Annotated in this window: 24 protein-coding genes; 14 read left to right on the forward strand and 10 right to left on the reverse strand. The window is 65.2% G+C overall.

Features of this window, described 5'->3' with window-relative positions:
• Positions 1–282: 282 nt before the first annotated feature.
• The 3 genes from gshB to rsmI are packed head-to-tail and all read right to left on the reverse strand — an operon-like array spanning position 283 to position 2,576.
• Positions 283–1,227, reverse strand: coding sequence for a glutathione synthase (gene gshB, locus BRA1253DRAFT_RS23485; RefSeq protein ID WP_007598473.1), 945 nt, complete (start codon positions 1,225–1,227; stop codon positions 283–285).
• Positions 1,228–1,237: 10 nt separating this feature from the next.
• Positions 1,238–1,639, reverse strand: a complete 402-nt coding sequence (locus BRA1253DRAFT_RS23490; RefSeq protein ID WP_007598474.1) for a YraN family protein — start codon at positions 1,637–1,639, stop codon at positions 1,238–1,240.
• Complete coding sequence (gene rsmI, locus BRA1253DRAFT_RS23495; protein WP_007598475.1) at positions 1,626–2,576, reverse strand: 16S rRNA (cytidine(1402)-2'-O)-methyltransferase; 951 nt, start codon at positions 2,574–2,576, stop codon at positions 1,626–1,628. The genes BRA1253DRAFT_RS23490 and rsmI overlap by 14 nt, the downstream gene beginning before the upstream one ends.
• A 350-nt stretch (positions 2,577–2,926) precedes the next feature.
• On the opposite strand from rsmI, the gene BRA1253DRAFT_RS23500 reads away from it, so the two are divergent.
• On the forward strand, positions 2,927–4,180 hold the full coding sequence (locus tag BRA1253DRAFT_RS23500; protein WP_371261329.1) for a penicillin-binding protein activator: 1,254 nt from the start codon (positions 2,927–2,929) through the stop codon (positions 4,178–4,180).
• Positions 4,181–4,301: 121 nt separating this feature from the next.
• Here the strand turns inward: BRA1253DRAFT_RS23500 and hemW are convergent, their stop codons facing one another.
• From hemW to rph, 3 genes are read right to left on the reverse strand one after another with little or no spacing between them, the layout of a single operon-like run.
• Positions 4,302–5,456 carry a radical SAM family heme chaperone HemW gene (gene hemW, locus BRA1253DRAFT_RS23505; protein WP_007598480.1) on the reverse strand — a complete coding sequence of 385 codons (1,155 nt, stop codon included), beginning with the start codon at positions 5,454–5,456 and terminating at the stop codon, positions 4,302–4,304.
• Positions 5,443–6,078, reverse strand: a complete 636-nt coding sequence (gene rdgB, locus BRA1253DRAFT_RS23510) for an RdgB/HAM1 family non-canonical purine NTP pyrophosphatase (protein WP_007598481.1) — start codon at positions 6,076–6,078, stop codon at positions 5,443–5,445. The genes hemW and rdgB overlap by 14 nt, the downstream gene beginning before the upstream one ends.
• An 11-nt stretch (positions 6,079–6,089) precedes the next feature.
• Positions 6,090–6,803, reverse strand: a complete 714-nt coding sequence (gene rph / locus BRA1253DRAFT_RS23515) for a ribonuclease PH (protein WP_007598482.1) — start codon at positions 6,801–6,803, stop codon at positions 6,090–6,092.
• A 181-nt stretch (positions 6,804–6,984) separates the two neighbouring features.
• Between rph and hrcA the strand changes: the two genes are divergently transcribed.
• Entirely contained in the window at positions 6,985–8,073 is a 1,089-nt protein-coding gene (hrcA, locus tag BRA1253DRAFT_RS23520; protein WP_007598483.1) for a heat-inducible transcriptional repressor HrcA, read from the forward strand.
• 96 nt (positions 8,074–8,169) lie between these two features.
• On the forward strand, positions 8,170–8,784 hold the full coding sequence (gene grpE / locus BRA1253DRAFT_RS23525) for a nucleotide exchange factor GrpE (RefSeq protein WP_007598484.1): 615 nt from the start codon (positions 8,170–8,172) through the stop codon (positions 8,782–8,784).
• Positions 8,785–8,926: 142 nt separating this feature from the next.
• Here the strand turns inward: grpE and pncA are convergent, their stop codons facing one another.
• Together pncA and BRA1253DRAFT_RS23535 are read right to left on the reverse strand one after the other, a co-directional pair.
• Positions 8,927–9,649 carry a bifunctional nicotinamidase/pyrazinamidase gene (pncA, locus tag BRA1253DRAFT_RS23530; protein ID WP_088941363.1) on the reverse strand — a complete coding sequence of 241 codons (723 nt, stop codon included), beginning with the start codon at positions 9,647–9,649 and terminating at the stop codon, positions 8,927–8,929.
• 272 nt (positions 9,650–9,921) lie between these two features.
• Positions 9,922–10,863, reverse strand: a complete 942-nt coding sequence (locus BRA1253DRAFT_RS23535; RefSeq protein ID WP_007598488.1) for a hypothetical protein — start codon at positions 10,861–10,863, stop codon at positions 9,922–9,924.
• Positions 10,864–11,258: 395 nt separating this feature from the next.
• Between BRA1253DRAFT_RS23535 and dnaK the strand changes: the two genes are divergently transcribed.
• From dnaK to BRA1253DRAFT_RS23575, 8 genes are all read left to right on the forward strand, one after another.
• Positions 11,259–13,160, forward strand: a complete 1,902-nt coding sequence (dnaK, locus tag BRA1253DRAFT_RS23540; RefSeq protein ID WP_007598490.1) for a molecular chaperone DnaK — start codon at positions 11,259–11,261, stop codon at positions 13,158–13,160.
• Between the two features lie 257 nt (positions 13,161–13,417).
• The gene (gene dnaJ / locus BRA1253DRAFT_RS23545) at positions 13,418–14,551 is read left to right on the forward strand and encodes a molecular chaperone DnaJ (RefSeq protein WP_007598494.1); all 1,134 of its coding nucleotides are present in this window, start codon (positions 13,418–13,420) and stop codon (positions 14,549–14,551) included.
• A gap of 88 nt (positions 14,552–14,639) precedes the next feature.
• Positions 14,640–15,239 carry a class I SAM-dependent methyltransferase gene (locus BRA1253DRAFT_RS23550; protein WP_007598495.1) on the forward strand — a complete coding sequence of 200 codons (600 nt, stop codon included), beginning with the start codon at positions 14,640–14,642 and terminating at the stop codon, positions 15,237–15,239.
• 57 nt (positions 15,240–15,296) lie between these two features.
• Entirely contained in the window at positions 15,297–15,875 is a 579-nt protein-coding gene (locus tag BRA1253DRAFT_RS23555; protein ID WP_007598496.1) for an NADPH-dependent FMN reductase, read from the forward strand.
• 6 nt (positions 15,876–15,881) lie between these two features.
• Entirely contained in the window at positions 15,882–16,595 is a 714-nt protein-coding gene (gene pyrF, locus BRA1253DRAFT_RS23560) for an orotidine-5'-phosphate decarboxylase (RefSeq protein WP_007598498.1), read from the forward strand.
• A 95-nt stretch (positions 16,596–16,690) separates the two neighbouring features.
• Entirely contained in the window at positions 16,691–17,002 is a 312-nt protein-coding gene (locus BRA1253DRAFT_RS23565) for a DUF1330 domain-containing protein (RefSeq protein WP_007598500.1), read from the forward strand.
• 261 nt (positions 17,003–17,263) lie between these two features.
• Positions 17,264–18,079 (forward strand): 4-hydroxy-tetrahydrodipicolinate reductase, encoded by an 816-nt coding sequence (gene dapB / locus BRA1253DRAFT_RS23570; protein ID WP_007598502.1) that lies wholly within the window; start codon positions 17,264–17,266, stop codon positions 18,077–18,079.
• Between the two features lie 19 nt (positions 18,080–18,098).
• Positions 18,099–18,722 carry a 2,3-bisphosphoglycerate-dependent phosphoglycerate mutase gene (locus tag BRA1253DRAFT_RS23575; protein ID WP_007598504.1) on the forward strand — a complete coding sequence of 208 codons (624 nt, stop codon included), beginning with the start codon at positions 18,099–18,101 and terminating at the stop codon, positions 18,720–18,722.
• Positions 18,723–18,878: 156 nt separating this feature from the next.
• Here the strand turns inward: BRA1253DRAFT_RS23575 and BRA1253DRAFT_RS23580 are convergent, their stop codons facing one another.
• Together BRA1253DRAFT_RS23580 and BRA1253DRAFT_RS23585 are read right to left on the reverse strand one after the other, a co-directional pair.
• Positions 18,879–19,775 (reverse strand): bifunctional helix-turn-helix domain-containing protein/methylated-DNA--[protein]-cysteine S-methyltransferase, encoded by an 897-nt coding sequence (locus BRA1253DRAFT_RS23580; RefSeq protein ID WP_007598507.1) that lies wholly within the window; start codon positions 19,773–19,775, stop codon positions 18,879–18,881.
• 56 nt (positions 19,776–19,831) lie between these two features.
• Positions 19,832–20,365, reverse strand: coding sequence for a DUF2244 domain-containing protein (locus BRA1253DRAFT_RS23585; protein ID WP_007598508.1), 534 nt, complete (start codon positions 20,363–20,365; stop codon positions 19,832–19,834).
• 22 nt (positions 20,366–20,387) lie between these two features.
• Between BRA1253DRAFT_RS23585 and nth the strand changes: the two genes are divergently transcribed.
• Genes nth through BRA1253DRAFT_RS23600 form a run of 3 tightly spaced genes read left to right on the forward strand, consistent with a single transcriptional unit; the run spans position 20,388 to position 23,928 of the window.
• Complete coding sequence (gene nth, locus BRA1253DRAFT_RS23590; RefSeq protein WP_007598509.1) at positions 20,388–21,140, forward strand: endonuclease III; 753 nt, start codon at positions 20,388–20,390, stop codon at positions 21,138–21,140.
• 36 nt (positions 21,141–21,176) lie between these two features.
• Positions 21,177–22,313, forward strand: a complete 1,137-nt coding sequence (locus BRA1253DRAFT_RS23595) for an HlyD family secretion protein (protein ID WP_007598510.1) — start codon at positions 21,177–21,179, stop codon at positions 22,311–22,313.
• Positions 22,300–23,928 (forward strand): MFS transporter, encoded by a 1,629-nt coding sequence (locus BRA1253DRAFT_RS23600; RefSeq protein WP_007598512.1) that lies wholly within the window; start codon positions 22,300–22,302, stop codon positions 23,926–23,928. The genes BRA1253DRAFT_RS23595 and BRA1253DRAFT_RS23600 overlap by 14 nt, the downstream gene beginning before the upstream one ends.
• The last annotated feature ends 64 nt before the right edge of the window (positions 23,929–23,992 follow it).

Raw genomic sequence — 23,992 nt, forward strand, 5'->3', positions numbered from 1 at the left:
GGCCCCGTAGTTTCACGCAGTCGCGGCCCATGCATTCGAACGATGCGCCGCCGCGTCGTGGTGAATGGGTGGTTAGTGATGGGTGGGGTGATGCTTGGTGCCGGCATGCAGTGAGATGGAAACAACGCGCCACATCACCGCTGTCGTCCTGGCGAAAGCCAGGACCCATTACCACCGCGATGAGTTGTTAAGGAGGTGATCGCTTCGATGTTCGTCAAACTGGCAGCCGGGGTAATGGGTCCTGGCTTTCGCCAGGACGACATTGAGGCTACAAGCCGATGCCTACCTCGCCCGCTTCTGCTCGATCACGTCCCAGAGCTTTGCGGCAACGTCGGGTCCGCCGAGCCGCGCGATGGCGCGGATGCCGGTCGGCGAGGTCACGTTGATCTCGGTGAGATTGCCGTTGATGACGTCGATGCCGACGAACAACAGCCCGCGCTCGCGCAGCGCCGGGCCCACGGTGGCGCAGATCTCGCGCTCGCGCGGCGTAAGCTCGGTCTCCTGCGCTGCGCCGCCGCGCACCATGTTGGAGCGGAGGTCGTCGGCGGCCGGCACGCGATTCACCGCGCCGGCGAACTCGCCGTTGATCAGGATGATGCGCTTGTCGCCGTGCTTGACCTCGGGGATGAACTGCTGGATCACCCAGGCTTCCTTGAAGGTCACCGAGAACATGTCGAACAGCGAGCCGAAATTCATGTCCTGCGGCATCACGCGGAACACCGCCGCGCCGCCATGGCCGTGCAAGGGCTTCATCACGACGGCGCCATGCTTGTCGCGAAACGCGTTGATCTCGTCGAGGTCGCGCGAGATCAGCGTCGGCGGCATCAGCTGCGGGAAGTTCATCACGAACAGCTTTTCCGGCGCGTTGCGCACCGAGGCGGGGTCGTTGACGACGAGCGTCTTCGGATGGATGCGTTCGAGAAGGTGCGTCGAGGTGATATAGGCGAGGTCGAACGGCGGATCCTGGCGGAGCAGCACCACGTCGAAGCCGTTGAGCGCCTCGCGCCTGGGTTCGCCCAGGGTGAAATGATTGCCGGGCTCGTCGCGCACGGTGAGGAGCTGAACCGGAGCGACGATCTCCTCGCCGACCATCGAGAGCTTGTCGGGCGTGTAATAGGACAGGCCGTGGCCGCGCTTCTGCGCCTCCAGGAGCAGCGCAAAGGTGGAATCGCCCTTGATGTTGATGCGGGCGATGGGGTCCATCTGGACGGCGACGTTCAGTTTCATGGTCTGCCTTTCAGGTCGAGGCGTCGAATGCCGCCAACACATGGCGTGGAAGTGACCGCGGCGCAATCAGCATGGCATCGAATCGCATTTCAAATTCCGCATGCTCGGGATGCGCGACGAGCCAGCCTTGCGCGGCATCGATGATGCGCTGCTGCTGGCGCGGCGTCACCGCGAAGGCGGCGTCGTCCAGCGTCGCGCGCGCCTTGACCTCGACGAAGGCGATCAAATTGCGGCGGCGCGCCACGATGTCGATCTCGCCATGCGGCGTGCGGTAGCGTTTGGCGAGGATGCGATAGCCCTTGGCCATGAGATAGGCCGCGGCGCGGCTTTCCGCGGAGATGCCGGTGCGAAACGCGGCGACGCGCTCGGGCGAGGCGATTTTCGGTTCCGTCGGGACCTCAGCCTTCGCCATCGCCGCCCCGCAACTCCTTGGCAAGCTCGAGCGCGCGGGCATAGACATCGCGGCGCGGCCGGCCCGAGAGCGCGACCGCATGCGCCACCGCATCCTTGACGCTGTTCGCGACGAGCTGCTCGCGCAGGACACCGTCGAGCGCATCCGATGTCAGCATCTCGGCATCCGCCGCAGGCGGAGCGATCACCAGCACGAATTCTCCGCGCGTCTCCAGCGTGTCGGCGCCGCGCGCGAGCTCACGCAACGTGGCGCGCGAAATCTGCTCGTGCAGTTTCGTCAGCTCGCGGCAGATCGCGGCTTCGCGGCTCCCCATGATCTCGGCAAGCTCGGCGAGCGTGTCCTGCACGCGGTTGCCGGAATCGAACATCACCAGCGTCGCATCGATGCGCGCAAGCTCAGTCAGGCGAGATCGTCGCGCCGCCGATTTGGCCGGCAAAAACCCTTCGAAAAAGAAGCGGTCGGTCGGCAGCGCGGCGACCGACAGCGCCGCCAGCACCGAGGACGGACCGGGGAGCGCGTAGACCGCGTGGCCGGCGGCGCAGACCTCGCGCACCAGCTTGTAGCCGGGGTCCGAGATCAGCGGCGTGCCGGCATCCGACACCAGCGCGATCGAGCCGCCCTGCGACAGCCGTTCCAGGATCTTCGGACGGGCCGCTTCCGCATTGTGCTCGTGATATTGCTTGAGCTGCGCGGAGATGTCGTAGCGCTCGGTCAGACGCCGCGTGATGCGGGTGTCCTCGCAGGCGATGACATCGACCCCGGCGAGGGTCTGCAGCGCCCGCAGCGTGATATCGCCGAGATTGCCGATGGGGGTCGCGACCAGGTGCAGGCCCGACGCGGCCTTCGGCGCGACAAGCCGATGGGCGTCGATGGAGAAACCGCGCGAGGCGGGCTCCGTGATCTCGGGTGTATTTATCGGGGACGGCTTTGCGCGCATAATCAAACGAACTTAGGCATGATCCCCGGAGCTGGGAACCGGTCCCCGAAAAAAGATCGTGCCTGGGCAAGGGGCGACAAGGGGCGAGGAAGGACTGGAATGTGATCCATTCGGCATCACATACAGCAGGGAATGAAGCGTCAGCGCCATATTCGTGGCGGAAACGCCGCCTTGATGCTGGGTGACGGACGGCGGACAGCTAGCCAGAACTTGAGAGGAAGCCGCGTTAAGCGGGCATTATCCTTTTGTTTGAGTTAACTATTTGCCGACAATATGCCTGAATCCATGGCCGGTGTCGTGGAAAGAATGTCGTGACCGGCTGGCGACGGTCGGTCGGAAGAGAAACTGTCATGACGGGCCCACGTGATCCCAGATCCTCCTTTTCGGAGGAGTCTCCCGTTCAGGGGCCCCTGATGTCAGGGGCGACCCGGCGAAGCGCGCTCGGTCTGTTGCTCGGCGCGCCGCTGCTGTCGGCCTGCGCCGGCGTGCAGCAGAGCCTGAGCCAGTTCTCCAATCCGTTCAGCAGCTCCTCCCCGCCTCCGGCCCAGCCGGCCGGCCCGCCGCAACAGGCGACGACCGCCGGCACCGGCGGGGTGAAGGTTGCCGTGATCCTGCCGCTCTCGGCATCCGGCAATGCCGGCCTCGCCGCGCAGTCGATGCGCAACGCCGCCGAGATGGCGCTGGCCGAGTTCCAGAATCCCAACATCCAGCTCCTGATCAAGGACGACAATGGCAGCCCGCAGGGCGCGCAGGCCAGTGCGCAGCAGGCGGTGGACGAGGGCGCCGAGATCATCCTGGGGCCGCTGTTCGCGCAATCGGTGCCTGCGGTGGCGCAGATCGCGCGCACGCGCGGGATCCCGGTGATGGCGTTCTCGACCGATTCCAGCATTGCCGGCCGCGGTGTCTATCTGCTGAGCTTCCTGCCAGAGTCCGACGTCAACCGCATCGTCGAATATTCCGCCAGCATCGGAAAGCGCTCCGTCGCTGTGCTCGTGCCCGACAATGCTTATGGCAACGTGGTCGAGGCCGCGGTGAAGGCGGCGGTGCCGCGCCGCGGCGGGCGCATCGTCGCGTTCGAGAAATACGGCGCCGATCGCGCCACGCCGGCCCGGACCGTGGCGCAGCAGCTCGGCAGCGCCGATGCGCTGTTCATCGCCGATGATGGCGATGCCGTCGTCGCGGTCGCCGATGCGATGAGCGCGGCGGGGGCGAATCTGCGCAATATCCAGCTGCTCGGTACCGGCCTGTGGGACAGCCCGCGCGTCTATGCCAGCTCCAGCTTGCAAGGCGGCCTCTACGCCGCGCCGGACCCGGCCGGCTTCCGCGCCTTCTCCGGCCGCTATCGCACCAAATATGGCGCGGAGCCCGTGCGCACCGCGACGCTCGCCTATGACGCCGTCGCCCTGGTCGCCGCGCTGGCGCGCACGCAAGGCACGACGCGCTTCTCATCCGACGTGCTCACCAATCCGTCCGGCTTTGCCGGCATTGACGGCCTGTTCCGCTTCCGCGCCGACGGCACCAACGAGCGCGGCCTCGCGGTGATGAAGGTCACGACGGGCGGCGGCGTGGCCGTGGCGGGCTCGCCGAAGAGTTTTGGGGCGTAGTTCAAGATGACGGTGCCGTAGGGTGGGCAAAGGCGCGCTTTGCGCGCCGTGCCCACCATCTTTCTGCACATGTGGTAAAAATGGTGGGCACGCTTCGCTTTGCCCACCCTACGACAGCTCGCTACGCCGCCAGATCCGCGACCACCGCGTCCAGCACCGGAAAACCGCTGCTGGTCACGCGCAGCCGTCCCGTTGCATCCACCGTGATCGCGCCTTCTTCGCGCAGCAGCGTGATGCGCTTGGGATCGAGCGAGCGGCCTGACAGCGCGCGGTAGCGCTCGGGGTCGATGCCCTCGACGAGGCGCAACCCCATCAGCAAAAATTCGTCGGCGCGCTCTTCGCTGTTGAGGAGATCGTCGGTGACGACGCCGTGCCCGTTGGTCTCGACCCGCATCACCCAGGCTTCGGGACGCTTCTCGGTAGCGGTCGCGTGCCTGATGCCGTCGATGTCGAGCCGGCCATGGGCACCGGGGCCGATGCCGGCATATTCCTCGCCGCGCCAGTAGACCAGATTGTGCCGGCACTCGGCGCCCCGCCGCGCGTGATTTGAAATCTCGTAGGCGGGCAGGCCGAGCTTGTCGCAGGTCTCCTGCGTGACGTCGTAGAGCGCGCGTGCGACCGCTTCATCCGGCGTCTTCAGCTTGCCGGCTTGATGCAAGCCGAAGAACGGCGTGCCTTCTTCGATCGTCAATTGATAGAGCGACAGATGCTCGGCCGCCTCGTCGATCGCGAGACGCAATTCATCGGCCCACATCGCCGGCGTCTGGTCGGGACGGGCGTAGATCAGGTCGAACGAATAACGATCGAACGAGCGGCGCGCGATGGCGACGGCATCGAGGGCCTCGCGCGCGCTGTGCATGCGGCCGAGCGCTTTCAGCGAGGCATCGTCGAGCGCCTGCACGCCGAGCGAGACGCGATTGACGCCGGCGGCGCGATAACCGGCGAAGCGCGTGGCCTCGACGCTGGTCGGGTTTGCCTCCAGCGTGACTTCAACGTCTTTCGCCACGGTCCAGTGCTTGCCGATGGCGTCGAGCACAGCGCCCACGGTTGCAGGCTGCATGAGCGAGGGCGTGCCGCCGCCGAGAAAGATCGAGGTGACTTCGCGGCCGGGCGCGCGCTCGGCGGTCGTCGCGATCTCACGCGCGAATGCTGACGCAAAACGCGCTTCGTCGATCGCGGCGTGACGGACATGGCTGTTGAAGTCGCAATAGGGGCACTTCGACAGGCAGAACGGCCAGTGCACGTAGACGCCGAAGGCTTCCTTAGCGCGGCTCAAGGCAGATCTCCGCCAGTTTCACGAAGGCGCGGGCACGGTGCGACAGGCCGAGACCGAGCGGCGGCAGGCCGTGCTTTTCGATGCTTTCCATTTCGCCGAAGGTGCGGCTGTGGCCGTCGGGCAAAAATATCGGGTCGTAGCCAAAGCCGGCGGTGCCGCGCGGCGGCCACACCAGCGTGCCGTCGACGCGCGCCTCGACCTGTTCGAGATGATCGTCGGGCCATGCAACGCACAGCGCGGAAACGAAATGGGCCTTGCGCTTGGCGGGCGTGGTCGCGCCGCGCTCCTGCAACAGCCGTTCGATCTGCGCCATCGCCGCGGCAAAATCCTTGTTCGGCCCGGCCCAGCGCGCCGAGTAGATGCCGGGCGCGCCGTCGAGCGCGTCGACCACGATGCCGGAATCATCGGCGAAAGACGGCAGCTTGGTCGCCTGCGCTGCCGCGATCGCCTTGATCGCGGCGTTGCTGCGGAAATCGTTTCCGGTCTCTTCCGGCTCCGGAAGATCTAATTCGCCGGCCGACACCGCCTCGATGCCGTAAGGCGCAAGCAGCTCCTTCATCTCGGCGAGCTTGCCGGGATTATGGGTCGCGATGACCAGCTTTCCGGTGATTCGGCGATGCATCGGCCTATTGACTACGCTACCGCCAGTTTCTGCAAGTCCACGAGACGCGCGACGCCCTTGCGCGCAAGCGCCATCAACGCCAGGAACTCGGCTTCCGTGAACGGCTCGCGTTCCGCGGTGCCCTGGACTTCGATGATGCGGCCATCGCCCGTCATGACGAAATTGGCGTCGGTATCGGCTTCGGAGTCCTCGGCATAGTCGAGGTCGAGCACGGGCGTGCCCTTGTAGATGCCGCAGGAGATCGCGGCGACGTTGTCGCGCAACACATTGGCCTTGACCATGTTGCGCGCCTTCATCCAGCTGACGCAATCGGCGAGCGCGACCCAGGCACCGGTGATCGAGGCCGTGCGGGTGCCGCCGTCGGCCTGGAGGACGTCGCAATCGACCGTGATCTGGCGCTCACCGAGTGCTTCGAGATTGATGATGGTGCGAAGCGAGCGGCCGATCAGGCGCTGAATTTCGACGGTGCGGCCGCTCTGCTTTCCAGCGGAGGCCTCGCGGCGGGTGCGTTCCGAGGTCGCGCGCGGCAGCATGCCGTATTCGGCGGTGACCCAGCCGCGGCCCTGGCCCTTGAGCCATGGCGGCAGGCGGTCTTCCAGCGTGGCGGTGACCAGCACATGGGTGTCGCCGAATTTCACCAGGCACGAGCCTTCCGCATATTTGACCACGCCGCGCTCCAGCGTCACGGGGCGCAATTCGTCGGGCGCACGGCGGCTTGGCCGCATGGGAAATCCTCCAAAACTCTCGGAAAAGGGCTGTTGGCGGTGCTTGTAGGTTGGGTGAGGGTGGGCGGCAAGGGGGAAGATCGAGGCCTTATTCACCCCCGATTTTCAATCCGCGAACGCCACGCTTGTCAGACGCGCCCGGGATAGACAAATTACCTGTATCTTAGAGGAGTTACGGTCTGTGGCCCATCACGATCCGATCCATCTGATCGCGCCGCGCGCGGGCCTCGCCCAGCTCAACGAGCGTTCCCGCGACATCTTTCGTCAAATCGTCGAAAGCTACCTCGCGACCGGCGAGCCGGTGGGCTCACGCAATATTTCGCGCCTGATCGCCATGCCGCTGTCGCCCGCGTCGGTCCGCAACGTCATGGCCGACCTGGAACAGCTCGGCTTGATCTACGCCCCGCACACCTCCGCCGGCCGGTTGCCGACGGAACTCGGCCTGCGGTTCTTCGTCGATGCCCTGATGCAGGTCGGCGATCTCAATGACAGCGAACGGCAGGCGATTCAGAGCCAGTTGACCTCCGTCGGCCACGCGCAATCGGTGGAGGCTGCGCTCGAAGAGGCATTGACGCGGCTCTCCGGCCTGACCCGCGCAGCCGCCGTCGTGCTGACGCCGAAATCCAATGCGCGGCTGAAACATATCGAATTCGTCCGCTTGGAACCGGAAAAGGCATTGGTGATCCTGGTCGGCGAGGACGGGCAGGTCGAAAACCGCGTGTTGACGCTGCCACCGGGGGTTCCATCCTCGGCGTTGACCGAAGCCGGGAACTTCCTCAATGCCCGTATCCGGGGCCGGACCCTGGCCGAGGCCCGGCTGGAGCTCGAAACCGCGCTCGGAGAGGCGCGCACCGAGCTCGATCAGCTGACGCACAAGGTGATCTCGGCCGGCATCGCCAGCTGGTCCGGCGGCGAGAACGAGGACCGCCAGCTCATCGTCCGCGGCCACGCCAATCTGCTCGAGGATTTGCATGCGCTGGAGGATCTCGAGCGCGTTCGCCTGCTGTTCGACGATCTCGAGACCAAGCGCGGCGTGATCGACCTGCTCGGCCGGGCCGAGACTGCGGAAGGCGTGCGGATCTTCATCGGCAGTGAGAACAAGCTGTTCTCGCTGTCGGGCTCGTCCACCATCATCTCGCCCTATCGGGACGCTGCCGGCCATATCGTCGGCGTTTTGGGCGTAATCGGGCCGACGCGGCTGAATTATGCCCGTGTGATCCCGACCGTGGACTATGCTGCCCGCATCGTCAGCCGGCTCCTGGGGGGCTGACCGGCGTCTCTCCCGATCACGGGCGCTTGATTTTCGGCGCCCGAAGCACGATATGCGGGCCAGAAACCCCCTGAGACGAATGCGAAAAGAGAGCCGATGACCGATCGAGACCGGCAACCCGAAGACACGAGTGCTGCGGCCGGCGAGCCCGTGGTGTCAAAACCCTACATCATGCCCGACGATCCCGAGCCCGGCTCGGTCGAGCTCCTGCAGAAGGAAGTCGCCGAGGCGCGCGACCGCATGCTGCGGACGCTGGCCGAGATGGAGAATCTGCGCAAGCGCACCGCCAAGGAGGTCGCTGACTCCAAGCTCTACGGCGTCACGGGCTTTGCCCGCGACGTGCTCGACATCGCCGACAACCTCCAGCGCGCGCTCGATGCCGTTCCGGCCGAAGCCCGTGCGGCGGCCGATGCAGGCCTCGCCTCGCTGATCGAGGGCGTCGAACTGACCGAGCGCTCGCTACTGAGCGCGCTGGAAAAACACGGCGTGAAGAAGTTCGATCCCTTGGGCCAGAAGTTCGACCCGAACTTCCAGCAGGCGATGTTCGAGGTGCCCGATGCGTCGGTACCCGCGGGCACCGTCGTGCAGGTCATGCAGGCCGGCTACACCATCGGCGAGCGCGTGCTGCGTCCCGCCTTGGTCGGTGTCGCCAAGGGCGGCGCCAAGGCCGCGCCCGCCAACAGCAACGAGCCGAACGGCGCTGCGAACTGATCGATCCTCATGGTGAGGAGGCGCGTCAGCGCCGTCTCGAACCATGCAGGCCGAGCTGCTGCAGCGGGGGCCTTCATCCTTCGAGACGCGCGCCAAGAAGCGCGCTCCTCAGGATGAGGGTCTGGCAGTTCGGTTGCGTCTCTTACGCGCTCGCGGCGATATCTGCGGACTGAATCCGCTTCACGCCGGCCTTGGCCATGTCGGCCCAGGCTTTTGCGAGCGAACCCTGATTGTCGATGCCGCGGCAGGCGTCTTCCACCACATAGACCTCGAAGCCCGCCTTGCGCGCGTCGAGCGCGGTCCAGGCCACGCAGAAATCCGTCGCCAGCCCCACGACGAAGACGCGCTTGATCTTTCGCGCCTTCAGATAACCGGCGAGACCCGTCGAGGTTTTGCCGTCGGCTTCGAGGAAGGCCGAATAGCTGTCGACGTCCTTGTGAAAACCCTTGCGGATGATGAGCTCGGCGTGCGGGATCGCAAGGTCTTTCGACAGCGCGGCGCCGTCGGTGCCCTGCACGCAATGGTCGGGCCACAGCACCTGCTTGCCGTAGGGAAGATCGACGGTCTCGAACGGCTTCTTGCCGGCGTGGACTGACGCAAAGGAAACATGGCCTTGCGTGTGCCAGTCCTGCGTCATCACCACGTTCGAAAACGCTTTCGAGATCTTGTTGATGACGGGCACCACCTGCTCGCCTTCCTTCACGGCAAGGCTGCCGCCGGGAAGGAAGCAATTCTGCACGTCGATCACGAGCAGCGCGGATGCATCGTCCGGCTTGATCGATGCCGCTGCCAGAATCGCGGTTGGCGCGAGCGCCACGAGCGCGCTCGTCCCGAGCGCCGCCAAGACTTGTCGCCGATCCAGCATCATTCGCCTCCCTCCAGGATGAACTCAACGGAAGGGGAGCCTAGTTCCGTTCGTATACGAACAGAAGCCCGAAAATGCAGCCGGCTTTGGTGAGTCGTTGGGCTTGAGCCGCGGGTTCGGTGCACCTCGCCCGCTTGCGGGGAGGTCGCTGCGCTCGGAGAGCGCGGCGGGTGAGGGTTCTATCCTCTGGGGGAGTGTCCCTGTGCGGCGACACCCTCTCCCCAGCCCTCCCCCGCAAGCGGGGGAGGAGCGCATCTCATGCGCAGATGCTGCTAGCCCTTTGGCTGGATGCCGTCGCGGACCGCGCGGAAGCGGGTGAAGGCAGTCGGCCATTGCTCGCGCGGGGCGCTGGCGATGATGCGCAGCGAGGCGCCGCCGCTGCTGAAGCGGATCCACTGCACCACGGTCACCGGCGTCTTGTCCTTGCCGCTGACGCCGTCGATCCGGGTCTCGAACCCCTGCTGGCCGCTGATGCGGATCGGCTCGGACATGGTGACGCGCGATTCGCGCACGCCGGGAATCTGGAGCGCCGCCTCCTGGGCAAAGCGGGCACGGTCGTCGGCGGCTTGCGGGGTGGCGCCAATCACGCCGAGGATGATGAACGGCTTCGATTCATAGCCGGAGCTCTCGTCGCCGTCGGCCAGGATGATGCTCGAGCCCGGCGCCAGCATGCGGACGTCCTTGAAGTCGGCGAGATCGGTGATCTTGAACGGCATCAGCGCGATCTGCTCGTCGGCCGAGACCTGCTTGCGGGTGACGACGCTCGCAAACATCTGCCGCACCGCCTCGTCGGTGTAGATCTTGACCGCATTCTCGGGAATCTGCACCGCGACATAGCCGGAGAAGCCGGCGCCCGGCACGATCATCGAATAGCGCCGCACCGGGGTCTCGCCGGCCTTGCCGCTCTCGGTGGTGAAATAGGCAAGTCCCGCGGGCGTCTCGATCTTGTCCTGCTTGACGCCGTTGGCTCCGGCCGGATTGGAGTTGAAGGCGCTCACGACCTCGCCATAGGCCGCCGGCGGCAGCTCTGTGATCAGCACCTTGACGCTGCCGTCCTCGCTCTCGAAGCCGGGAAAAGTCTTGGCCGTGTTAAGGCCGACCAATGGCACCATGCCGAGGCGCAAGCCAGGTGGGAAAACGGCGTCGGCAGCCAGAGCCGGAAGCGCAGAGGCGACGAGGAGGACGAGCGCGGCGAGGGGGCGGATCAGCTTCATGGGCACTCTGATTGGTTCACATTGAGGCCGTTCGATGGTGGCCAGCCGGCCGTTTTGTCGCGCGAGGCGGCCTGATGACGAGCCCGGCCGGCTGCCCGCCTTTTAGCGGTTTTGGTCTGGCCGCAACAGGGCGGGGCGGGATGCTGTGACGGATGCGGGCCGATCGCGGGACCTGTTAATATTTCCTCACCCGCAAGGGCGGTGCAGCCCGGATATGTTCTTCCAAAACCCAATGTTTTCACGGCCGAAACTTGCGTTCGGTCCTTGCAGGCACCTCCCCCCCTCCTATATGACCCCCAACCATCGCAATATCGCGAATGTTTGATCTTAGGGGGTTTCGGTTCGGGTGCCTTCTGGGCCCAGCCAGCCTGCCGCAAAAACAAGGATATAGGACCATGGGAAAGGTCATCGGGATCGACCTCGGTACCACGAATTCGTGCGTCGCCGTAATGGATGGCAAGAACGCCAAAGTCATCGAGAATTCCGAAGGCATGCGCACGACGCCTTCGATCGTCGCCGTGACGGACGACGGTGAGCGCCTCGTCGGCCAGCCGGCCAAGCGCCAGGCGGTCACCAATCCCGAGCGCACGTTCTTCGCAGTGAAGCGCCTGATCGGCCGCCGCTACGACGACCCGATGGTCGAGAAGGACAAGAAGCTCGTTCCGTACAAGATCGTGAAGGCTTCCAACGGCGACGCCTGGGTCGAGGCCGACGGTCAGACCTACTCGCCCTCGCAGGTCTCGGCGTTCATCTTGCAGAAGATGAAGGAGACCGCGGAAGCCCATCTGGGCCAGAAGGTCGACCAGGCCGTCATCACCGTGCCCGCCTACTTCAACGACGCCCAGCGCCAGGCGACCAAGGACGCCGGCAAGATCGCGGGCCTTGAAGTGCTGCGCATCATCAACGAGCCGACCGCGGCCGCGCTCGCCTACGGCCTCGACAAGACCAAGGCCGGCACGATCGCCGTGTACGATCTCGGCGGCGGCACGTTCGATATCTCGATTCTCGAAATCGGCGACGGCGTGTTCGAGGTGAAGTCGACCAACGGCGACACCTTCCTCGGCGGCGAAGACTTCGACATGCGCCTCGTCGGCTATCTCGCCGACGAATTCCAGAAGGAGCAGGGCATCAACCTGCGCAACGACAAGCTCGCGTTGCAGCGCCTGAAGGAAGCCGCTGAAAAGGCCAAGATCGAGCTGTCGTCGACGACGCAGACCGAGATCAACCTGCCCTTCATCACCGCGGACCAGACCGGCCCGAAGCATCTGACGATGAAGCTCACCCGCGCCAAGTTCGAGGCGCTGGTCGATGACCTCGTCCAGAAGACCGTCGAGCCCTGCCGCAAGGCGTTGAAGGATGCCGGCCTCACCGCCGCCGAGATCGGCGAAGTGGTGCTGGTCGGCGGCATGTCCCGCATGCCGAAGGTCCAGGAAGTCGTGAAGCAACTGTTCGGCAAGGAGCCGCACAAGGGCGTCAACCCGGACGAAGTCGTGGCGATCGGCGCCGCGATCCAGGCCGGCGTGCTTCAGGGCGACGTCAAGGACGTGCTGCTGCTCGACGTGACCCCGCTGTCGCTGGGCATCGAGACGCTGGGCGGCGTGTTCACCCGCATCATCGACCGCAACACCACGATCCCGACCAAGAAGAGCCAGGTGTTCTCGACCGCCGAGGACAGCCAGAACGCGGTCACCATCCGCGTCTTCCAGGGCGAGCGTGAAATGGCGGCCGACAACAAGATGCTCGGCCAGTTCGACCTGATGGGCATTCCGCCGGCCCCGCGCGGCATGCCGCAGATCGAGGTGACCTTCGACATCGACGCCAACGGCATCGTCAACGTCTCGGCCAAGGACAAGGCCACGTCCAAGGAGCAGCAGATCCGCATCCAGGCCTCTGGCGGTCTGTCGGAAGCCGACATCGAGAAGATGGTCAAGGACGCCGAGGCCAATGCTGAGGCGGACAAGAAGCGCCGCGAGGCCGTGACTGCCAAGAACGACGCGGACGGACTTGTGCATTCGACCGAGAAGGCACTGGCCGAGCACGGTTCGAAGGTCGCCGAGACTGAGCGCCGCGCCATCGAGGATGCCGTCAGCGACCTCAAGGAAGCGCTGAAGGGCGACGATGCCGAAGCGATCAAGGCCAAGACCCAAACGCTGGCCCAGGCATCGATGAAGCTCGGCGAGGCCATGTACAAGCAGCAGGCCGAGGCCGACGCCAAGAAGGACGCGGCCAAGGACGACGTCGTCGACGCGGAATTCACCGAAGTCGACGACGACAAGACCAACAAGAAGTCCGCCTGAACCCCGCGAGGGTGATGATGCGGACGGCTTGGACCCCACACGCGCCAACGGCCTCCTCCCTCGCGGGGGAGGCCATCGTGTCGGGCTCGACGGACCAAGGCTTTAAATTTGGGCCCGTTACGATCGATCAATTCCCAGCCGTTATTCTGAACACTGCCATGCAATCCTCTGTCGCGAGGCGGAAGGCTGCCTATATCGTTGCATGGCGACGTTGCTTCGCTCCGACTTGAATCGCGATCGGATAGACTGAGCTCATCATGTCCACGTCCACCAAGCGCTGCTACTACGAAACCCTCGAAGTCGAACGCGATGCCGACGATTCCGTCCTGAAATCGTCGTTCCGCAAGCTGGCGATGAAGTTTCACCCCGACCGTAATCCCGGGGACAACACCAGCGAAGTCAAGTTCAAGGAAATCAACGAGGCCTACGAGGTCCTGAAAGACAAGGACAAGCGCGCCGCCTATGACCGTTACGGCCATGCCGCCTTCGAGCAGGGCGGCGGTGGCGGCGCCGGTTTCGGCGCGGGCTTCGCCTCCTCCTTTTCCGACATTTTCGAAGATTTGTTCGGCATGGCCGGACAGCGCGGCGGCCGTGGCGGCCGCGAGCGCGGCGCCGACCTGCGCTACAACATGGAAATCACGCTCGAGGAAGCTTTTGGCGGCAAGACCGCGCAGATCGAGATTCCGGTCTCGGTCACTTGCGAAGCCTGTTCGGGCATCGGGGCCAAGGCCGGCACCAAGCCGAAGACCTGCTCGACCTGCGGCGGCGCCGGACGCGTACGGCAGTCGCAAGGCTTCTTCACGCTGGAGCGGACCTGTCCGGGCTGCCAGGGCCGCGGCCAGATGATCGAGGACGCCTGCCCGTCCTGCTCGGGTCAGGGGCGCGTCACCCGCGAGCGGAATCTGTCGGTCAACATTCCCCCTGGAGTCGAGGACGGCACCAGGATCAGGCTCGCCGGCGAGGGCGAGGCCGGGGTCCGCGGCGGCCCGCCCGGCGACCTCTACATCTTCCTGTCGCTGGCCCAGCACCAGTTCTTCCAGCGCGACGGCGCCGATCTGCATTGTCGTGTGCCGATCTCGATGGTGACGGCGGCGCTTGGTGGCGAGTTCGAGGTGCCGACCATCGAGAAGGGCAAGACCAAGGTGAAGGTCCCAGCCGGGACCCAGTCCAGCCGCCGATTCCGCATCGCATCAAAAGGCATGCCGGTGCTGCGCTCGCGCCAAATGGGCGACATGTACGTTCAGGTCGTGGTCGAGACCCCGCAGAACCTCACCAAAAAGCAGCAGGAATTGCTGGCCGAGTTCGACAAGCTCTCCTCCGGCAACACCCAGCCGGAATCCGAGGGTTTCTTCACCAAGGTCAAGGATTTCTTCGGTAATCGGGCGAGTTGACGCGTCTTGACCGTGCCGCCTTCGGCCTATACGTCTTTATGACCATTTTCTGACACGCCGCGGTCACGCGGTCCCGGCCGGTCCCGACATGCCATTGCCATCGTCCGCGCGTGCGTTGAAGAAGCCCCGTCTCGATGACGAGGTGCGTTTTCTCCGGTCATGGATCGAAAAGCCCCTCCACATGGGTGCGGTGATGCCGTCGGGCAAGCTGCTGGCCCGGACCATGGCCCATTACGTCGACGTCAATTCGGACGCACCGGTGGTTGAGCTCGGCCCCGGCACCGGCGCCATCACCTCGGCCCTGGTCGAGCGCGGCGTCGACCAGAAGCGTCTCGTCCTCGTCGAATACAATCCGGGCTTCTGCGCCCTGCTGCGCGACCGCTATCCGCAGGCCAAGGTGGTGCAGGGCGATGCCTATCGCCTGCGCGACACGCTGTGGAACGTGCTGAGCGCGCCGGCCTCCGCGGTCGTCTCGGGCCTGCCGCTGGTCACAAAACCGATGCTGACGCGGCTGCGGCTGATCCGCGACGCCTTCACGGCCCTGGCGCCCGGTGCGCCCTTCGTCCAGTTCACCTACGCGGTGGTGCCGCCGATTCCGAAATCGCTGCCCGGCGTGTCCACAGAGGCCTCCGAACGGATCTGGATGAACCTTCCGCCGGCCCGCGTCTGGGTGTATCGCAAGGACTAATTCCGCCGGCATTGCTGTTTGCGTGGCGGGCTCGTTTCGCCGAACGCATGGAAGCGGATGTCCGCACCGAAAATTCTGATCATTCCCGGCTCCCTGCGCACCGGCTCGCACAATGCGAAGCTGGCAGCGGTCGCCGCCTATGCATTCGACCAGGCCGGCGTCGACGTCACCCGCGTCTCGCTCGCCGATTTTCCGCTGCCGATTTATGACGGCGACCTGCAGGCCAAGTCCGGTGTGCCCAAACACGCAATCAATCTCAAGCGCATGATCGGCGCGCATCATGGCGTGCTGATCGTCTCGCCCGAATACAATGCCTCGGTGCCGCCGCTGCTGAAGAACGCGATCGACTGGGTCAGTCGCGTGCATGAGCTGCACGAGCCGCGTGGCGAGGTGTTCCGCAACCGCGTCTTCGCGCTCGCCGGCGCCTCGCAGAGCCGGCTCGGCGCGGCTCGCGCGCTGCAGGCGCTGCGGCTGATCCTGACCTCCTGCCACGCCAATGTGATTGCCAGCCAGCTCACGCTCGCCTTTGCCGACCAGGCCTATGACGATATGGACAGGCTGAAGCACGAGGGTGATCTCGCCGCGTTGAAGGACCTGGTGCGGCAGTTGATCGACATTTCCCAACGCATGATGTGAGGTGACATGACGCCAGCCGAGATCGCCCCGAAAGACCGCCTGATCGTCGCGCTCGATCTGCCCGGCGTTGACGCCGCGGAAGCGATGGTCAACCGGCTCGGCGACAGCGTCACCTTCTACAAGATCGGCTATCGGCTGGCTTATGCCGGCGGCTTGCCGCTGGTCGGCAAGCTCGCCGACAAGGGCAAGAAGGTCTTTCTCGATCTCAAGCTGCACGACATCGGCAACACCGTGGCGCAGGGCGTCGACAGCATCACCAGGCTCGGCGCGACCTTCCTCACCGTGCACGCTTATCCGCAGACCATGAAAGGTGCCGTCGAAGGTCGCGGCAGCTCGAACCTGAAGATCCTCGCCGTCACTGTTTTGACCTCCTACAACGAGGACGATCTGCACGCGGCAGGCTTCCGGCTCGGCGTCTCCGAGCTCGTCGAAGCGCGCGCCCAGCAGGCGCAGGTGCTCGGCATCGACGGGCTGGTGTCGTCGCCCGAGGAAGTCGGAGCCTTGCGCAAGATCGTCGGCCACCAGATGAGCCTCGTCACCCCCGGCATCCGGCCGGCGGGCGCGGCGAGCGGCGATCAGAAACGCATCATGACGCCGGGCCGCGCGATTGCGGCCGGCGCGGACTATCTCGTCGTCGGGCGGCCGGTGGTGGAAGCCACGGACCCCAAGGCGATCGCGGAGGCGATCCAGAGCGAGATCGCCGAGGCACTCGGAGCATGATCCGGACCCGAAGGGCCGCGTTAGCGCAAAGTGTGCAGCGGTTTTCCGATCAGATCATGCTCAAATAGAAGCCCAACAACACAGGGAGAAGAACAATGGCAAAAGGCTACTGGATCGGACGTGTCGACGTGAGCAGCGACGAGGGCTACAAGCCCTATGCCGTCGCCAATGGTCCGATCTTCAAGAAATGGGGTGGCCGCTTCGTCGTCCGCGCCGGCAAGTTCACCACAGTCGAAGGCAGTAGCCGCACCCGCAACGTCGTGATCGAATTCCCTGACTACGAGACCGCGATCGCCTGCTACAACTCGCCGGAATACCAGGCCAACATCAAGGTGCGCCAGCCGCACTCCGTCGCCGACCTCATCATCATCGAGGGCTATGACGGCCCGCAGCCGTCGGACGGCTGAGGCTGGGTCTGCGCGCGCGCCTCGTCCTTCGAGACGACCGCTCCGCGGTCTCCTCAGGATGAGGCTAAGCAGTATCGGCGCCCGTCGAATTTGTTGCCACGGATTCCGACCTCATCCTGAGGGCCCGCCGTAGGCGGGCGTCTCGAAGGATGGCCGCAAGCGACCGCGCTCCAGGGGAGGGTGGAAGCCCGCCTGCCCCCAATCCCCCTTGGTTGCCGGAACTGCATCCCCCCGCTACAACGACCGCGAGAGGATTGCACCATGTCCGACATGCGCTTGATCGTTGCTGGAGCCGGCGGCCGGATGGGCCGAGCGCTGACGCGGGCGATTGCCGAGACCAAAGGCGCGGTGCTGGCCGGTGCGCTGGAGGCGCCGGGATCGGAGCTGCTCGGCAAGGATGCCGGCGTGCTCGCAGGCCTGCCGGCCAATGGCGTCAAACTGTCCGGCGATCTCTGGGCATTGTCGAAGGACGCCGACGGCATTCTGGACTTCACCGTGCCCGCGGCGACGCTGGCCAATGTCGCGATCGCCGCCGAGCGCGGCCTCGTGCACGTGGTCGGAACGACCGGCCTATCGGGCTCCGACAACGCCGTGATCAAGAGCGTCACCAACCGCGCCGTCGTGGTGCAGTCCGGCAATATGAGCCTGGGTGTCAATCTGCTCGCCGCCGTGGTCAAGCGCGTCGCCAAGGCGCTCGACGAGAGCTTCGACATCGAGATCGTCGAAACCCATCACCGCATGAAGATCGATGCGCCCTCGGGCACGGCGCTGATGCTGGGCCAGGCGGCGGCGACCGGCCGCGGCATCGCGCTCGACGAGCATGCAGATCGCGGCCGCGACGGCATCACCGGCGCGCGCAAGCCCGGCGATATCGGCTTTGCGTCGTTGCGCGGCGGCACCGCGGCCGGCGATCACAGCGTGAGCTTCCTCGGCCCGTTCGAACGCCTGACGCTGTCGCATCACGCGGAGGATCGCATGCTGTTCGCCCACGGCGCGCTGAAGGCCGCGCTCTGGGCGCACGGCAAGAAGCCGGGGCACTATTCCATGGCCGACGTGCTCGGCCTGTCTGACATTTGAACTAAACGGAAAGCAATCAATGAGCGAACGTCTTCTCGTGCTGGTGCGGCACGGTCAGAGCGAATGGAATCTGAAGAACCTGTTCACGGGCTGGAAGGACCCTGATCTCACCGAGCTCGGCGTGAAGGAAGCCTCGGAAGCCGGCCGCAAGCTGAAGGCGCAGGGCCTCGTGTTCGACGTCGCCTACACCTCGGTGTTGACGCGCGCACAGCACACGCTCGATCTCATTCTCGGCGAGCTCGACCAGAAGGGCCTGCCGACGACGAAGAACCTCGCGCTGAACGAGCGCGACTATGGCGATCTCTCGGGGCTCAACAAGGACGACGCCCGCAAGAAATGGGGCGAGGACCAGGTGCTGATCTGGCGCCGCTCCTACGACGTGCCACCGCCCGGCGGTGAAAGCCTGAAGGACACGCTCGCGCGCGCATTGCCCTATTACGTGCAGGAGATCCTGCCCGGCGTGCTCAACGGGAAGCGCACATTGGTCGCCGCCCACGGCAATTCGCTGCGCGCGCTGATCATGGTGCTGGAAAAGCTCTCGCCCGAAGGCATTTTGAAGCGCGAGCTCGCCACCGGCGTGCCGATCATCTACCGCCTCAATGCGGATTCGACGGTGGCCTCGAAGCTGGATCTGGCGGGCTGAAGATGAGGGGCGGCTAGGCCGCGCTAAGCACGCAGAATTGTAGGGTGGGCAAAGCGTAGCGTGCCCACCATGCAGCAGCGATTGCGGAACGATGGTGGGCACGGCGCGCGAAGTGCGCGCCTTTGCCCACCCTACGAAACTTTGCCGATGACAGTCTTACTGCATCCCCAGCTGCCCGGCCTCCCAGCCCAGCATCGCCTGCTTGCGGGTGATGCCCCAGTGGTAGCCGGTGAGCGTACCGCTCTTGCCGAGAGCGCGGTGGCAGGGCACGACAAAGGACACGGGGTTCTTGCCGACGGCGGCGCCGACGGCGCGTGAGGCTTTCGGGCTGTTGATGTTGCAGGCGATGTCCGAATAGGACACCGCGCGGCCCATCGGGATCTTCAGCAACGTCTCCCACACCCGGACCTCGAAATCGGTGCCGATCATCACCACGCGCAGCGGCTGGTCCGGCCGCCAGAGCTTTGTGTCGAAGATGCGCTGCGCCAGCGGTGCGGTGCCTTCGTGATCCTCGACGTAAGTTGCGTTCCGCCATCGCCGCGTCATATCGGCAAGCGCCACCTGTTCCTCACCGGGATCGGCGAAAGCAAGTCCCGACAATCCGCGATCGGTCGCGATCACGATCGCAGTGCCGAACGGCGAGTGATGAAAGCCATAGCGCAAGATCAGCCCCGCGCCGCCGTTCTTCCATTCGCCCGGCGACATCGCTTCGTGCGTGACGAAGAGATCGTGCAAGCGCCCCGGACCCGACAGGCCCGAGTCGAGCGCCGCATCGAGGATGCTCGCGGAATCCCTGAGCAAGCCCTTGGCGTGATCGAGCGTGAGCGCCTGCATAAACGCCTTCGGCGTGATCGAGGCCCAGCGGCGGAACAAATGGTGCAGTTCGTCCGGGGTGACGCCGGCCGCATCCGCCATCGCCTCGATGGTCGGCTGCGCGCGCCAGTTTTCCGAAATGAAGGCGATCGCCCGGCGCACGGAATCATAGTCGCGCATCGCGGCGTTCTGGGAGCCCGGCCCGGCCAGGCGCTGGTCATGTATCGCGAGTGTCATCATGACGACAAATGTAGGAGAGGGCAGGGTGCGAAACCACCCGATTTCCGATCCGCAAATCAGGTCACCGGATTGTAGGTCGGACCGCGCCTGGCGGCATTTAATGCCTCAACCAAACCCTTGTAAAAACTTGCTTTTTCATCCGGTCCGAGGAAGCGGGCGATCTGGATCTGGTGACCTCGCGAGATCAGATAGAGGTGCTCGATGCCAAAATCCTCGTCGATTTCCATGTCCAGCCGGACCCAGAGCGGATTGAATGTCCATTCGACGATTTGGCCGTGCTGGCTGACGCGCCGCACGCGTAATTCAGAGGGCGTGACCACGATCTCCTCGCTGGCCCGCGCCGCGCGGAAATTGGCCTTGAAGGCCCACCAGATCACCAGCACATCGAGGCCGAAGAAGCCGAACACCGGCCACGCGCCCATCATCAGGAAGACGAGGCCGGTGACGAAGCTGACGGCGCTCAGGAACAGCATCACCGCGAGGAAGCCGGTGCGGTTCAGCGAGCGGTGCGGCGTCAGGCGCGCGGAAAAGATCTGAGGCTCAGCCTCGCTTCCCGATCGTTCGCGCGCAATTTCATTGCCTGTGCTCATCGTCCCTCAGTATATCCCGATCATGGCGAAAATCACCCGCAAGCCGGCCCCGCGCAAAACGTCCGTGCCGAAGAAAAAGGCGAAGGCGGCCGCCGCGAAGCCCAAGGCCCCCGGCAAGAAATCCCTCAAGGCCATGAGGCCTTGGACGCCGCCAGAAGTCCGCGAGGCCTTCAGCCGTTTCCGCAAAGCCAACCCGGAGCCCAAAGGCGAGCTTGAGCACGTCAATCCGTTCACGCTGCTGGTCGCCGTGGTGCTGTCGGCGCAGGCGACCGATGCCGGCGTCAACAAGGCGACGCGCGCGCTGTTTGCGATCGCCGACACGCCGCAGAAGATGCTCGACCTCGGCGAGGAACGCCTGCGCGAGTACATCAAGACCATCGGGCTCTATCGCACCAAGGCCAGGAACGTCATTGCGCTGTCGGCGAAGCTGCTCAGCGAGTTCGGCGGCGAGGTGCCGCGCACGCGCGCCGGGATCGAGTCACTGCCCGGCGCCGGGCGCAAGACCGCCAATGTCGTGCTCAACATGGCCTTCGGCGAGCACACCATGGCAGTCGACACGCATGTCTTCCGCGTCGGCAACCGGACCGGACTTGCGCCCGGCAAGACGCCGCTGGAGGTCGAGCTCGGTCTCGAAAAGGTGATCCCGGCCGAGTTCATGCTGCATGCCCATCATTGGCTGATCCTGCATGGCCGCTATACTTGCCTCGCGCGCAAGCCGCGCTGCGAGGTTTGCCTGATCAACGATCTCTGCCGGTGGCCGGAAAAGACGGTCTGAAAATAGCGTTCGGGAAAGTGGTTTTTGGAGTCTAGCGTGAGTCAGCAGGAACAAATCTCGCCGTCACCACCTGCTGCCACACCGGCGCCGCCACCGAAGCCAACGCAGCGACCAGCGAGTTCACTGTGGAGCCGGCTCGCGATTCCGCTGTTCGCGGTGATCGTCGCGCTCGGCTTCGTCGCGCTGGCCACGCAGCGCTTCGACGAATGGGTCGGCAATTCGGCGGTCCAGACCACCAACGACGCCTATGTGCGCGCCGAGCTGACGCGGCTTGCCAGTCGCGTCTCCGGCGAAGTGCTGACCGTCGGGGTCACCGATTTCCAGCGCGTCAAGGCCGGCGATCTCATGATCCAGATCGATCCTGCCGACTATGAGGCGCAAGTCGCGCAGTCCGAAGCGGCGGTCGCCGCCGCGCAAGCCGTGCTCGACAATCTGGCCAATCAGATCGAGCTGCAATATGCGACGATTGCACAGGCGCAGGCCGCGCGGCTCTCGGCCGAAGCCGTGGAGGTCGAGGCGCGGCAGGAGCAGGAGCGCCAGCAGTCGCTGTCGCAGACCGAATCCGGCACGCGGCAGCGGTTCGAGCAGGCGGTCGCAGGCTATGCCAAGGCGCAGGCCGACGTGCGCGCGAGCCGCGCCGTGATCGCGGCCCAGCAGCACCAGCTCGAGGTGCTGCAAGGCACCAGGAAGCAGCGCGCCGCCGATCTCGAAGCGACCAAGGCAACACTGGCGAGTGCGAAGCTCAAGCTCGGCTACACCAAGATATCGGCACCGTTCGACGGCGTCGTCGGCGAGCGGCAGGTCCAGCCTGGCGACTACGTCAACATCGGCACCAATCTCATCAACGTTGTGCCGTTGCCGAAGGTCTACGTGATCGCGAACTACAAGGAGACCCAGCTGACCCACGTCGCACCGGGCCAGCCAGTCGAGATCACTGTCGACAGTTTCCCGCGCGAGAAGCTGCGCGGCCGGGTCGAGCGCATTGCGCCCGCGACCGGCGCGCAGGTCGCGCTGCTGCCGCCGGACAACGCAACCGGTAACTTCACCAAAGTCGTGCAGCGCATTCCCGTGCGCATCCAGTTCGACGACAACCAGCCACTGCTGGCGCGGCTGGTGCCGGGCATGTCGGTCGTCACCAGCATCGACACCAAGGCCGGCAATGGCGGAAAATGACGATTCCAGTCGCGGACCGCTCTCGCGCGGCGGCGTCGCGCCACAGCCGCTGTTTGCGGTGACGGCGGTGCTGCTCGGCTCGTTCCTCGCCAATTTCGACAGCCGCCTGACCACAATAGGCCTGCCGGACCTGCGCGGCGCGTTCTCGCTCTCGTTCGACGAGGGCGCCTGGCTCTCCACAGCAGGCATCGGCTCGCAGATCTTCATCGCACCCGCGGTGGCCTGGCTTGCCACCGTATTCGGCCTGCGACGTGTGCTCGGTATCCCGAGCCTCGTCTATGCCGCGGTCTCGCTGATCATCCCGTTCGTGCACGACTATCCGACATTGCTCGCGCTCAGCGTCGTGCATGGCCTCCTGCTCGGCACCTTCGTGCCGGCGACGTTGATGATCGTGTTCCGCAATTTGCCGATCCGCTGGTGGCTCCCAGCGATCTCGATCTATTCGATCCGCGTCGGCTTCGCGCTTGATACCTCGAGCTCGCTGGTCGGCTTCTATGTCGACCATCTCGGCTGGCAATGGCTGTACTGGCAGAGCGTCGTGATCGCGCCGCTGATGGGCCTGATGGTTTATTGGGGCACGCCGAACGAGCCGGTGAATCGCGCTTTGCTGCGTGAGGCCGATTGGGGCGGCATGCTGCTGCTCGGCGCCGGCGTCTCGATGATCTATGCCGGGCTCGACCAAGGCAATCGGCTGGACTGGCTGGGGTCGGGAACGGTGATGGCGTTGATCATTGCCGGCGCGGTGCTGGTCGCGGGTTTTCTCGTCAACGAATCCCTGGTGCGGCAGCCTTGGGCGCATGTGAACGTCCTGTTCTCGCGCAATATCGGCCTGGGGCTGGTCCTGATCCTGCTCTACACGCTGACCAGCCTGTCCAACGCGTCGCTGGTGCCGAATTTCCTCGCCAACATCGCCCTGCTCAGGCCGGAGCAGAGTGGCTTGCTGCTGCTCACCTACGGCGCGTTGCCGATGTTCGTGCTGGTGCCGCTCTCGATCTGGCTGCTGCGGCATTTCGATACGCGGACAGTGGTGGTCGTGGGATTTGCCTGTTTCGCCGCCGCCAATCTCTGGGGCACGCAGCTCAGTCATGATTGGGCGCGTGAGGATTTCGCCGGCATCGTGCTGCTCCAGGCGATCGGGCAGTCGTTGACCTTGCTGCCGCTGATCATCACGCTGCTGTCCAATTCCGATCCGAGCCGCGCGACCTCGTTTGCCGCCTATATCCAGATCATGCGGCTCGGCGGTGCCGAGATCGGCGTGGCGTTGATGGGGACGTGGCTGCGCGTCCGCGAGCAGATCCATTCCTTCTATCTCGGCCAGAATCTCGGCGTCGGCGACGTCGATGTGGTCCGCATGCTGAAACAGCTCGCCGACCATTTTGCGGCCCATGGTGCCGGCTCGGCACAGGCACGCGCGGTCGGTACGCTCGCGGGCTTCGTCCAGCGCGAGGCCAATGTGCTCGCCTATATCGACGGCTTCTGGCTGTGCTTCTGGGTGGCGATGGCCGCGCTCGGCGTCGTCGCGCTTGTTACCCGTGCCCCGCCCGGCCCGTTCACGCCGGCGCCGTTCGGCTTCGCCAGGATGCTGTTGCGCAGATGCGGAGTGAAGGTCGCCTGAATGCGACGATGGTTGGTTCGCCCGATCGCGCGACGGGGTTGGTCACCTCTCCCGCAAGCGGGAG

Source organism: Bradyrhizobium sp. WSM1253 (assembly GCF_000244935.1).
GTDB lineage: Bacteria > Pseudomonadota > Alphaproteobacteria > Rhizobiales > Xanthobacteraceae > Bradyrhizobium > Bradyrhizobium canariense.